The organism is Afipia dichlorophenoxyacetatis (assembly GCF_055386385.1).
The window spans coordinates 5,646,741-5,658,981 of the sequence record NZ_AP029250.1 but is presented as its reverse complement, the minus strand read 5'-3'; the positions used below and the strand labels follow the sequence as shown (position 1 = coordinate 5,658,981).

Below are 12,241 nucleotides of genomic sequence, written 5' to 3'. Positions count from 1 at the left end.
CGGAGACGATCAATGATTTTCAGTCTTGACCTCTTCTCCAATGCCATCGTCTCCGGCGTCCTTCTAGGCGGCTTCTATTGTGCCGTCGCCGTCGGAATCACGATCGCATTTGGAATGCTGGACATTGTAAATATCGCCCACCCGGCCTTCATTATGGCCGGGGGGTTTATCGCCTACTACTGCAACACGTATCTGGGCATTGATCCCGTGTTGGCTTGTGTCATCGCGGCACTGCCGGCCTACGTGGTCGGGCGGCTCCTCTATCGATTTTACTATCTCGCCTTTGAGAGGCGCGGAGAGGAATCGCTCCAGGGATTGGCATTCTTCTTCGGCATTCTCTTCATTATCGAAGTCGGATTAATCCTGACCTTCGGTGTTGACTATCGTTTCGTCGAAGCCGCCTACATCGGTCCGACCATATCGATCGGCTTCATCGCCATTCCGTGGCGGCTGCTCGTTCCGCTCATTGTCGGGCTGGCCGTCATCGGCGGGATTATGGTCTTTCTGTCGAAGACCTTTATCGGCAAGGCAATTCTGGCGGTCTCACAGGACCCACTGGCCCTTCGTCTCGTCGGTGGAAATCCGGTAAAGGTCAAGGAAGTTGCTTTCGGATTATCGATTGCGACGGCGATCATCGCGGGCGCGTTGCTCATCATCATTCAACCGATTGAGCCGTCGTTGGGACGGGATTTCATCGGGCGCGTCTTCGCTATCGCTGTGCTTGGCGGCATGACCAGCCTGCCGGGCACCATCGTAGCGTCGATGATCCTTGGTATCGCGGAGAGCTTTACGACGACGTTCTTTGGTCCGTCGTGGTCCCCGGCGGTAGCTTTCGGGCTGCTGCTCGTCGCTCTTGCCGTCAAGCCTGCGGGGATATTTGGGCGATGAAGGAAATCGTAACACAGTTGCCCGAGAGCCGCGCGTCCGCGAAATTGATGCGCTGGCTCCTGCCCATCGTGATCTGCGCGGTCGTTGGTGTCGCATCGGTTTTGCTGCTTGACCTCGCAAAGACGGACTACGCCTTTCTGGCGGCTTATACGGTTCTACAGTTCGTGGCGTTGGCGACGGCGTGGAACATTCTTGGCGGCTATGCGGGCTACGTAAATTTCGGTGTCGCGGGTTTCTTCGCGGTCGGTGTCTACACCAGCGTCGTTATCTACAAGACCCTGCAATGGCCCTTGGTCTTTACTATTCCACTAGCGGCGGTCCTCGCGGGCTTGCTCGGACTGGGCATGGGCTATCTGACCCTGCGCTTAAGGGGCGTCTTCTTCTCGATCGCGACGCTCGCGATGTCTGTGGTCCTCAATACACTTATCGTGAATTGGTCGTTTGTGGGCGGTTCTCGCGGCGTTTACATTCTTCACCCCGAAACGATGCCGTTCTTCGGAACTTACGCGCGGTATCTGTTTGTGGTGATGCTTATCCTCGCCATGGGAACGATCCTGATTGCGCGGTTCATCGAGAATTCCTGGATCGGCAACGGTCTGGCGGCGCTCAAGGATGACGAGATGGCGGCGGAATGTGCCGGTGTGCCGTCCCTGCGGATGAAGCTGTTTGCAACCACGGTCAGCGGCGCATTGCTTGGGGCCATTGGCGCGCCGTTCCCGTATTTCGTCACCTATGTCGATCCGAGTTCCACGTTCAGCTTGACCATCGCGGTCAACGCTATCGCCATGCCGCTTATCGGGGGCACGGCGACATGGCTAGGCCCTGTGATAGGCGCATTGCTGCTCGGAACGCTCCAGCAGATTGCCACCGTGACGATTTCGTCAGCCCTGAATCTGCTCATTGTCGGTGTGTTGCTCGTATTCTTCATCACGGTCGCACCCAACGGGATTATCGGATTCATCAAGGACATGAGGGAGAAACGCAAATGAGCGGATCTGCCATCCTATCTTCCCGAGGGGTCACAAAGCGCTTTGGCGGCTTCACGGCCCTGAACGGAATCGATTTCGATCTGGGAGAGCGCGAACGCGTCGGTTTGATTGGTCCAAACGGCTCTGGGAAGAGCACGTTCGTCAATTGCCTGACGGGTGCTCTCCCGCATGAAGGCAAGGTGGTATTCGCAGATACTGACATCACTGGTACGCCTGCGTGGAGGCGAGCGCGTGCTGGCCTTGCTCGAAGTTTTCAGATCCCGCGGCCATTTCGTGGATTGACGGTTCGACAAAATATCGGCGTCCCACTCTCGTTTATCTCGGGTATCTCCGACCGGGATGAATTGAACGCGAAGGCTGACTATGTTCTTGCACAGGTGGGACTTCTGGCGAGAGCGGATGCCAGTCCGAAGAGCCTCAGCCAGGTCGACTTACGAAAACTGGAATTGGGGCGGGCGCTTGCTGCGCAGCCTCGCGTTCTCATCGCCGATGAAGCGATGGCCGGGCTGTCGGACTCTGAGGTCGATGAGATTCTCGATCTGCTCATGCGGCTCAATGACAGTGGCATCGCGATCATTTTGATCGAACACATCATGCGCGCGGTTATTCGCTTCTCCCAGCGTGTCGTCGTCTTTGTCGCTGGCGCAAAGATTGCGGACGGCGATCCACGCGAAGTCATGGACCATCCAGAAGTGGTGAGGGCCTACCTTGGGCAATAGTCTGACCATTGAAGGCGTTGATGCGGGCTACGGTGCTGTCACCGTTCTGTCGAATGTCAGTCTGCGGGCAGGCGACGGGGAAACTGTCGCGCTCCTCGGGACCAATGGCAACGGCAAGACCACGCTGATGCGCTGTATCACCGGACAGATTGTTCCGAGCCGAGGGACCATTGTCGCAGAGATCGATGGGCAGCGGCACAATCTCGTTGGTATGTCGACGGAGGAAATCGTCGATATTGGAATTTCGCTGGTGCCGGAAGGCAGACGACTGTTTCCGAAGCTGACGGTCGAAGAAAATCTCACGCTGGGCGCCTATCGGAGAACAGCGCGGGCCCAGATCGCGAAGAATATTGAGTTCTGCTTCGAGGCGTTTCCGCGTCTGAAGGAACGTCGCAGCCAGATGGCCGGCTCGATGAGCGGCGGCGAGCAGCAGATGCTTGCGCTGGGACGTGCGTTGATGGCTGGTCCGCGCATTCTTCTGGTCGATGAGCCATCGGTTGGCCTCGCTCCCATTCTGGTCGCACGCATGATCGACAAGATCGCGGAGCTTTCATCCGCGCTCGGTCTGACTGTTTTGATGGCGGAGCAGAATTTCGAACAAGCGACAAGAATAGCAAACCGCGGCTACGTGCTTGTCCACGGGCAGGTCGCGCTTGCCGCTGACAGTGTCGCCGATCTGAGAAGCAGCGACGTTGTTCGTCGTCTCTATCTCGGAGGCGATTGAGACCCACTACACCCAGCTCAATCAAGAAGAACGGGAGTCGAGAATGGATATCAAGGTTGGCAAGGCCGCAATCGCCGAGGCGAGCGAGAAGCTTTCGAACTGGGGACGGTGGGGGAAAGAGGACCAGATCGGTACCCTGAACTTCGTCACGCCGGATCACGTTACTCGGGCCGCCAAGCTCGTGAAGAAGGGCAAGGTCTTTGGGATGGGAATTCCGCTCGATGCGAATGGCCCGCAGAGCGGCCTGTTCGGCGGTCGTTGGAATCCCATTCACACGATGTTGGCAACCGGGACAGATGCGATCGCCGGTCGGCAGGATGAAGTCAATCGGATGCGCTACGCGGATGATGCCATCAACATGCCGGTTCAGGCGGCCACCCATTGGGACTCGCTTGGACACGTCTTCTACATCGACAAGATGTATAACGGCCACGATGCCAAAAATGTCGATAGCCGCGGCGTTCATCGACTTGGGATTGAACATACCCGCGATCGCATGGTGGGACGCGGTGTCCTCCTGGACGTCGCGCGGTTCAAAGGCGTCGATTCACTCGACGATGGTTATGCCATTTCGAACGACGAACTCGATGCTGTCGCGAAGAAGCAGGGAGTCACGATCGGGGAGGGTGATTTCGTCATCATCCGCACGGGTCACATGGAGCGCTGTATCAAGAACAAGGCGTGGGGCGGTTATGCGGGCGGCGATGCACCAGGCGTGAAGTTCGAGAACTGCTATTGGTCCCATGAAAAGAAGATCGCTGCGATCTGCTCTGATACCTGGGGTGTTGAAGTGCGGCCGAACGAAGGGCCAGAAGTCGCGCAGCCCTGGCACTGGGTCGTCATTCCCGCCATGGGGCTTACGATGGGCGAGATCTTTTATGTGAAGGAGCTTGCGGAAGATTGCGCGGCTGACAAAGTTTACGAGTTCATGTTTGCCGGCCCTCCGCTCGTCATCACCGGCGGTACGGGTTCGCCGATCAATCCGCTTGCGATCAAGTAGACAGCTATCAGACAACGATGGGAGTCCGGCCAGCGCCGGACTCCACCGCCGGGACCGGCGGGCCACTTCAGAGAGAAATTTCTCGATTGGGTCGTGTGATGTGGTTTCGGTTGATGCGGCTGTTAAGACGTAACCCACTGGCTGCTTGGATCTTCCACAGCGGTTTCCCGTCGCACGTCACGAGCGATGGTTCAAAAGTCGGCGATTCATCCAATGAATATCCGTCATGGCCGCGGGCCATACTGCAATTCCCACCATTTTGCTGAGCCGCTAAGGTCGGTTCAGCCGAACCTCTCGACGAGGAAATCGATAAACAGCCGCACCTTGACAGCGAGATGCTGTGTGGGCGGATAAATCGCATAGAGTGTAAGTTCCGGCGGGTGATAGTCGACGAGACAGGTTTTTAATCGCCCGTCACGCAATGCGTCCGATGCGATGAACACCGGCAAAACAGCGATGCCACGCCCATTGATAGCCGCATCGCGCAGAACCTCGGCATTGTTGACGCATAAGGTCCATCGCGGTTGGATCCAGTGGTCGCCGTCTTGCCCGGTCAGCTTCCATTGGTTGCCGGTGGTGAGGAAGCCATAGGTAAGGCAGTTATGATCGCGCAGGTCATTCGGGTGTTTCGGTTCGCCGTGACGTGCGAAATAATCTGCAGACGCGCAGACAACCCGTTCAACCGGCATGATCTTGCGGGCAATCAGGCTGGAGGATTCGAGCTCGGCAATGCGCAACGTGACGTCGAGTCCGTCCTGCACCGGATCCACCTGCGCGTCGCTTAGCACGAGCTGAATGCGAAGTTCGGGATAGCGCTCCATGAAATCGGCAATGGCCGGACCAAGTTGCAGTGTGCCGAACGACATCGGCGCGTTGACGCGCAAGAGGCCGCGTGGCGTTGCTTGCAGATGCGTAACGGCTTGATCGGCTGCATCAAGCTCGCTCAGTACACCAATGGCCCGTTCGAAATAGACCTGGCCATTCTCTGTCGGGCTGACCTGCCGCGTCGTCCGGTTCAGAAGCTGAACGCTGAGTTCGTTTTCCAGGTCATTGATATATTTGCTGATCGCGGAGCGGGAGAGGCGCAGCGCCCGACCTGCCTCCGAAAAGCTGCCGAGCTCGACGACTTTAGTGAACGCGCGAAGGCTGGCTAGCTTGTCCATGTCGGCATCCTATTGTTGCCAAAACGTAGACAGTAATGCTCTGATTTGCCTAATTGTCCATGAAATAAGGATGACCCACATTCCCCTCAACACGGGCGGCGAGCCCGCTCAAATGAGGAGAAAAGACTATGTCAGGCATCCACCATGTCACTGCAATTGCTGGTAACGCATTGCGAAATTTCGATTTTTATACTCGCGCCCTGGGGCTGCGCTTCGTCAAGAAGACGGTCAATTTCGACGATCCCGGCACCTATCACTTCTATTATGGCAATGAGACCGGCCAGCCGGGGTCGATCCTAACATTCTTCCCATGGGAGAATGCCGCAGCCGGTCGTGGCGGCGTCGGCCAAGCTCAGCAGACATCTTTCCGCGTTCCGGCGAGGTCCTTGGGTTACTGGACGCATCGCTTCATCGAGAAGGGCATTGCACACGAGGCCTTGGAAAAACGGTTTGGCGAGGCGGTGCTTCCCTTCACCGATCCAGACGGGATGAGCCTCGCACTTGTCGGCGTATCAGGCGCAGAGAACGAGCCGGGCTGGAGTAATGGTGATGTTCCGGCGGAGCATGCGATCCGTGGTTTTCATGGCGTAACGCTGCTGCTCGACGACGCGACAAAGACCGGCACAATTCTGACCGACGTGTTCGGCTTCAAGGAACGTGGGCGGGAAGGGTCGGTTGTCCGCTACGCCGCGGAAGGCGCGGAGCTCGGACACATCGTCGACATCTATGAAGCCAAAGGTTTTCTGCCGGGAAAGCAAGGCCGAGGTTCGGTGCATCACATCGCGTTTCGTGCGGCAGATGATGCTGAGCAAGCGGTGATGGCGCGAAAACTCGTCGCCGGTCACGGCATGCATCCGACGGAGCAGAAGGATCGCAACTACTTCCGTTCGATCTACTTCCGCGAACCCGGCGGTGTTCTGTTCGAGATTGCGACCGACATTCCGGGCTTCGCCGTCGACGAGCCAGTGGCATCGCTGGGCACGGAATTGAAGTTGCCGTCTTTCCTTGAGCCGCATCGCAAAGACATCGAAAACGTGTTGCCTGCGTTGGAAGGAGCCACGAGATGACACAGAAACAGTCTTTCATCCATCGCTTCGAGCCGGCCATCCGGCTCGAAGCCCCGCCGCTTCTTCTGTTGCACGGCACCGGTGGTGATGAGAATGATCTGTTGCCGCTGGGGCGCGCGGCCTCGCCGGGGTCTGCTTTGCTGTCAGTTCGCGGGCAAGTGCTTGAGCATGGCATGCCCCGTTTCTTCCGTCGTCTCGCGGAAGGTGTTTTTGACGAGGATGATGTTGTGCGGCGTGCGAATGAGCTCGCCGATTTCGTTGAGGATGCTCGCAAGCAGTACGATATCGGCGCGCCAATTGCGTTGGGTTATTCCAACGGTGCGAATATCGCAGCCGCGATGCTTCTGCTCCGGCCAAATGTTCTTGCCGGAGGCTTGCTATTACGTGCGATGGTGCCGTTGTCGCGGCCGCCTCGAGCAGATCTCAGCGGAAAGCCCGTGCTCATTCTGTCGGGATTGCGAGATCCGATCATTCCTTCGGACAACGGCGAGGCACTAGCTGCAATGCTGCGCAACGCTGGCGCAGATGTTGATCGGCGTATTGTACCCGTCGGGCATGAACTTTCGCAGGCAGATCTCCTGCTTGCGAGACAGTGGATGGCGGAGAGGAGCGTTCCGGCAACGCACGAGGCCTGATAATGATTTCATGCAACGCGGTCGGGTAACTTCACCAGCAGTCATCATGAAGCCCGCTAGTCGAATATGATTGGCGGGCTTCAACTTTATGTATTGGTTTTATGTCTGGCTTTTCCAAACGGGGTGAAAAGCTGCTTTTTGATATTCCGCATTTTTCACAATTTTTAGTCGCCGAAGATGAGTGCCCACTCCGTCAGCGTTGCTGCCATATCACACGCGTAGACATGCGCTTTCCAATATTAAATAAAGCAATTAAACTGCGTGTGCGTTCTTTAAATAGCGAGTATTGCCGCCGCATTTTATTTCAAACATACATAAAAGGGGGTTCATATGAAGGAGCCTGTAAAGTCTCGGACTCCCAAAAGAGCAATTACACTTGGGGGTGGCGGTCCGGCCGCAGGATTGCACATCGGAGCTTTAAGGGCGCTTCATTCCGCCGGCATCACGTTTGATGTGTGGTCGCTGTCGTGCATCGGCGCATGGGTCGGGATTGTCTACAATCAATGCGACAAGGGCAGAGAGGTTGAGCAGACCTATCAATTTTTTCGGGACGGCGTGTTTCGCGATGATGAAAGCTATGAGCGCTTTCCCATCAACTCGGTGTTCGGTGCGGACTGGTTTGGCAATTCGCGTGCGATGATGGAATTTGCGTCCGATCCCGATAGCTACAAGCACCTTTGGCAGCCGCATAAGATGATGGACGCCTTCAATGAGACGATGTCTCTCTTGTACGATCACTCTCCGATGCGCAGAAAGTACAAGAAGTGGGATAGAGGTGACATTAACGGATGGATTCTCAATCAGGTGTTGGCGCCTAATCCGGCGGTTCGTTATCTGACCTCGCTCATGTATCTATCCAACATCACTGGCCTGTCGAGGATCAACTATCCGGACAGCGAATTTATGAAGCGCATTAGGTTCGACAGACTTTTTGGCGAAGACAAGCCTTGGATCTTTCACAACGCTTGGAATTTGGACACACAAGAGCTCGCGTTCTTCTCGAACTACCCAATGAAAGACAAAGGATATAAAGGCGATATCGAAGCCTCGACGCTTTGCGCGTGTTCAGCGCTTCCGTTTGTCGAGGAGACCGTCAAGATTGACGGGGAGACATATTGTGAAGGCGCGCTGGTCGACACAGTCAACTTCAGGAGCTTGCTAGAGGAGCATCCCGATCTGGATGAAATATGGGTAAGCCGGATCGTTGACGCCAAACAGATTCGTAAACCTGAAAACCTTCACGACGCGCTGGCAAATCTATGCCAGCTCTTTGCCGCTACTGTAGGCGAAGATGACGTCAAGCTCTTCAAGTATCACCTTCGATATCCCGACCCAGGTCAGAAGCAGTGGAAGGGCACAGTGGTCGAGATTCAAGTGCCAAGCACCATTGATTTCAAATGGAACCACAGCAACCTCGACAAAGGGCAGAGATTGGGGCGGGCTGCGGCCGAGAAGGCAATCCAGGCTTACAGCGATGCAGGCGAGAATGGGACTGGGAAACCTCGGTTTCTTAATGAATGACCATGAAGACAAATGTCGGTCGTAAGGCAAAGGGTTGCATCAAGTCAGTGCAGTTGATCGAGCAGTGACTTCGCTTCGATGAGATCTCGGGTTTCAAAACCTTCCGTGAATGAAGCGTAGATCGGCGCGAGCAGGGCGAGGGCCTCTCGATGTTTGCCTTCGTCAATCCATAGTGCTGCCAAGCTTTTCGCCGCGCGAAGCTCAAGCGCCTTTGCTTGCTGGCTCTTGCCCAAGGCCAATGCCTGCTCGAGCAGCGACTGCACTTCAGGGTCGCTGCCTGGTACCCCACGGACAAGCAGCGCCTGTGCCTTCAGCCGATACAACTCAGCTTCAAATATCCGTTCGGAATTGCGATCGGTCATCGTCAATCCCTGCTCGATCAGGTCCAGCGCAGCCTCCCTTTTGCTGTTAGCGAGAAGGGCTGGGCATAATAACACATAGAGTGCCGTGATGCCGAGCTGATAGCCAGCGCCGCGATACTCCTCCAAAGCCATATGGACTTCCTCGAGTGCGGCGGAGGATGGGGACAACAGATCACTGCATATGCCTCGCACCGCATGCGCCAGGCCACGCCATTGCCGGAAGCCGTGCTCATCCGAAAGAGCGAGGCAGCGCTCCGCATAGCCCTGCGCCTGCGTGAATTCTCCCCGCAAGGCGTGAAGGACAGATGCGTAGTAGCAGGCATAGGCTTGCGAATGGGGATGGTCGATATCATCGGCGCGCTTAATGGCAGCTGCAGCCTGTGCGATGGCTGTATCGGTGCTGCCCAGTAGCCAGAGGGCCCATGACATGAGGGCCATGTCTGCAACGCCGGCATCTTGTCCAGCCGCGCGGGCAGCCAACCGTTCGTCTTCGCTGCTGATGTTGAATGCTTCGATAGCTCGCTCAAGCACGTCACGTGCGCCTGTCAACTGTCCCATGAAAAGTCGGATCATGGCCTGTCCGCGCATGGCGTTAAGCAGTGCCGGACGATCGCCGCGTGCTTGCGCAAGATTGAGCAAGACCGCAATTGTTTCCTGGGCGATCGGCAGTTCGCCGCGAATGACACTTGCGGTGGTTAGCCAGAACATCACCTGGAGATGTTCGGGGGGATCGCCGAGGCGCTCGCATAGTTCACGGGCGCGGGCGAAGGTAGCGATCGCATGGTTTGATGCAGGTCCCTGGGTTGCGATAAGGCAGGGGCCTAAGGCAAACTGAAAATCGAGCTCCCGCCGATCCTTTTCTTTTCCGTCGGGCAAATAAGCCAACGTCTCTATGCCGCGCTGCGCATGTGCGATCGCCTCAAGATTGGCAGAGCGCATGGCGGCTTTCTTGCTGGCCTCCAGCCAATAGCCCTCCGCTTTTTCAATCAGACCTGCCTCTGTGAGATGATGTGCGAGAGTTTCGGGTTGAGCTTCCACGATCTCGGGGAAGCGTTGTTCGAATGCGTCCGCAATCGTGGCATGAAGTGATGCACGGCGGCTCTTCAGCAGACCGGAATAGGCTGCATCGCGAACCAACGCGTGCTTGAAAATATAGACCGCATCCGGATTTTCGCCGCGGCAGAAAATCAATTCAGATCGAACCAGCTGGGCAAGCGCGTCGTCGAGTTTCTCTCGGGGCAATCCAGCAACGGTGCTTAGCAACTCGTAAGAGAACTGGCGGCCCACAACGGCGCCGATTTGTGCCACTTCCCGCACGGGAGCCAGGCGGTCGAGCCGGGCGATCAATGATGCGTGCAATGTGGTTGGGATTGCCAGCGCAGGTAACGGGCGTTTGAGGGTGTAACGACCGTCTTGTTCGTCCAGCAATTCCGTTTCGAGTACTGCTTTGGTCAGTTCTTCAACGAAAAGAGGTACGCCGTCGGTCCGTTCGAGAATTTCGTTCATGACCTCTTCGGGAAGCGCTTTGCCGGCGGTGACGCGGTCGATCAACGTCGCCCCGTCGCGTCGATTCAATCGTGTGAGGGAGACGGTTGTTACATGTGCATGGCCTGGCCACGGCGGTGTGAACTCCGGCCTTGCGGTAATGAGGAGCAACACGCGGAGGCGTGGCACACGATCCAAGATCGCGGTTAGCAGCTCCCGTGAGGTCGGGTCTGCCCAGTGAACATCTTCGAAAATGAGAAACACCGGCCGTCTCGCCGACAGTCCGTCGAGCAGCGCCAGAAGCGCCGTCAACGTCATCTCTCTCCGTTTCTGCGGGGTCATTTCCGCAAGATGGTAAGGATCGTTGCAAGGTATCGAGAGAAGATTGGCGACAAGCGGCATCGTCTGGCTTGTTTGGGGACCGGATAGTGCGAGCAAAGCCTCGAGCTTCGTGAGTCTTTCAGCCGGCGTGTCACTTCGTTCGAATCTGGCTGCGCGTTCGAGTTGGCCGAGGAACGGATACAGCGCGCTGTTGGTATGGTGTGCGGAGCAGAAAAAGCGCAACGTATAATGTGGCTCGGTCTGGACGTACTCCTGAAGTGCCAGAGTAATATGCGACTTGCCGATACCGGGCTCTCCCGTCAGCACTGCAACGGAGCCCTGGCCGTGGGTGGCGGCACGCCAGCGGCGTGTCAGCAATTCGAGTTCTTCGTTGCGTCCAACGAGTGGGTGAAGCCTGCTCTTGTGTTGTGCTTCAAACCGGCTCACGACACCCGTGGTTCGCAGAACCTGCCATGCAGAGATCGGCTCCGTCCAACCCTTCAATGTGATTGGCCCGAGATGCCGGTACTCAAAATATCCATCGGTGAGGCGGTGCGTGCTTTCAGAGATAACCACTGTGCCGGGCTCGGCAAGCATTTGCAGGCGTGCTGCAAGATTCGGCGTCTCACCAATGACTGCCTGCTCCTTGGCTGCGCCCTCGCCAATCAAATCGCCGACAACCACGGTCCCGGTCGCGATACCGACACGCACCTGTAACTTCTCGCCGATATCCGTCGGGAGGCTGGCGACAGCTTCCACGAGCGTCAGTCCTGTGCGCGTCGCTTGTTCAGCATCATCTTCGTGCGCGACCGGATAGCCGAAAGACGCAAGCACGCCGTCGCCAAGGTACTTAACGATAACACCGTCATTTTTGCCGATGATCTTCGCGATGCAGTCGTGATACGCGCCGATAACGGCCCTCAAGTCCTCAGGATCAAGGCGGACCGATAACGCAGACGAGCCCACCAGATCGCAAAACATCAGGGTCAGCTGGCGCCGCTCTGCAGCATCGCGCGGCATCAGTCTGGTTCTGGTCTGGGGCGTTATGAGGATGCCGGCCTTGAGCTCTGAAATAGCGCGCAACATCTTGCGGCGATGCCCGAGCAGAACGCCGAGGTCCTTGAGGTCCTGTTCTGTAAGATCGCGAACGACCGATAGGTCAATCGCATTCTCGCCGAAACGCTGGGCGTACTCTCCCAACCCGATCGATGCTAGCCACTCCGCAATACCAGTCATGGTGGCGCCCACGGTTCCGCGGGATCATAGCATGACAAGTGGGCATGCAAAGCGGCTTTCAGAGCTCGGGTATCGATCGGCGTTCGCCCCGAGTGGGCTAGTCTATCCTCACTGGCATCGCCGCCAATCCC

General features: G+C 56.9%; 10 protein-coding genes. 8 read left to right on the top strand and 2 right to left on the bottom strand.

Going from position 1 to position 12,241, the window contains the following annotated elements; all coding sequences use genetic code 11:
- Positions 1–12 precede the first annotated feature (12 nt).
- Genes ACZ5C3_RS26565 through ACZ5C3_RS26545 form a run of 5 tightly spaced genes read left to right on the top strand, consistent with a single transcriptional unit; the run spans position 13 to position 4,320 of the window.
- Entirely contained in the window at positions 13–888 is an 876-nt protein-coding gene (locus tag ACZ5C3_RS26565; RefSeq protein WP_464044371.1) for a branched-chain amino acid ABC transporter permease, read from the top strand.
- Positions 885–1,877: a branched-chain amino acid ABC transporter permease gene (locus ACZ5C3_RS26560; RefSeq protein WP_464034089.1), complete on the top strand. Its 993-nt coding sequence runs from the start codon at positions 885–887 to the stop codon at positions 1,875–1,877. The genes ACZ5C3_RS26565 and ACZ5C3_RS26560 overlap by 4 nt, the downstream gene beginning before the upstream one ends.
- Entirely contained in the window at positions 1,874–2,596 is a 723-nt protein-coding gene (locus ACZ5C3_RS26555; RefSeq protein WP_464034088.1) for an ABC transporter ATP-binding protein, read from the top strand. Before ACZ5C3_RS26560 ends, ACZ5C3_RS26555 begins: the two co-directional genes overlap by 4 nt.
- The gene (locus ACZ5C3_RS26550) at positions 2,586–3,320 is read left to right on the top strand and encodes an ABC transporter ATP-binding protein (protein WP_464034087.1); all 735 of its coding nucleotides are present in this window, start codon (positions 2,586–2,588) and stop codon (positions 3,318–3,320) included. The genes ACZ5C3_RS26555 and ACZ5C3_RS26550 overlap by 11 nt, the downstream gene beginning before the upstream one ends.
- 43 nt (positions 3,321–3,363) lie before the next feature.
- Complete coding sequence (locus ACZ5C3_RS26545; protein ID WP_464034086.1) at positions 3,364–4,320, top strand: cyclase family protein; 957 nt, start codon at positions 3,364–3,366, stop codon at positions 4,318–4,320.
- A 281-nt stretch (positions 4,321–4,601) separates the two neighbouring features.
- On the opposite strand, the gene ACZ5C3_RS26540 is transcribed toward ACZ5C3_RS26545, so the two are convergent.
- Entirely contained in the window at positions 4,602–5,483 is an 882-nt protein-coding gene (locus tag ACZ5C3_RS26540; protein ID WP_464034085.1) for a LysR family transcriptional regulator, read from the bottom strand.
- Positions 5,484–5,611: 128 nt separating this feature from the next.
- On the opposite strand from ACZ5C3_RS26540, the gene ACZ5C3_RS26535 reads away from it, so the two are divergent.
- The 3 genes from ACZ5C3_RS26535 to ACZ5C3_RS26525 all read left to right on the top strand — a co-directional run bounded on the left by ACZ5C3_RS26535 (position 5,612) and on the right by ACZ5C3_RS26525 (position 8,706).
- Positions 5,612–6,550 carry a ring-cleaving dioxygenase gene (locus ACZ5C3_RS26535; RefSeq protein ID WP_464034084.1) on the top strand — a complete coding sequence of 313 codons (939 nt, stop codon included), beginning with the start codon at positions 5,612–5,614 and terminating at the stop codon, positions 6,548–6,550.
- On the top strand, positions 6,547–7,185 hold the full coding sequence (locus ACZ5C3_RS26530; RefSeq protein WP_464034083.1) for an alpha/beta hydrolase: 639 nt from the start codon (positions 6,547–6,549) through the stop codon (positions 7,183–7,185). Before ACZ5C3_RS26535 ends, ACZ5C3_RS26530 begins: the two co-directional genes overlap by 4 nt.
- 330 nt (positions 7,186–7,515) lie before the next feature.
- Positions 7,516–8,706 carry a patatin-like phospholipase family protein gene (locus ACZ5C3_RS26525; protein ID WP_464044370.1) on the top strand — a complete coding sequence of 397 codons (1,191 nt, stop codon included), beginning with the start codon at positions 7,516–7,518 and terminating at the stop codon, positions 8,704–8,706.
- 44 nt (positions 8,707–8,750) lie between these two features.
- On the opposite strand, the gene ACZ5C3_RS26520 is transcribed toward ACZ5C3_RS26525, so the two are convergent.
- Positions 8,751–12,110: an AAA family ATPase gene (locus tag ACZ5C3_RS26520; RefSeq protein ID WP_464034081.1), complete on the bottom strand. Its 3,360-nt coding sequence runs from the start codon at positions 12,108–12,110 to the stop codon at positions 8,751–8,753.
- Positions 12,111–12,241: the final 131 nt, after the last annotated feature.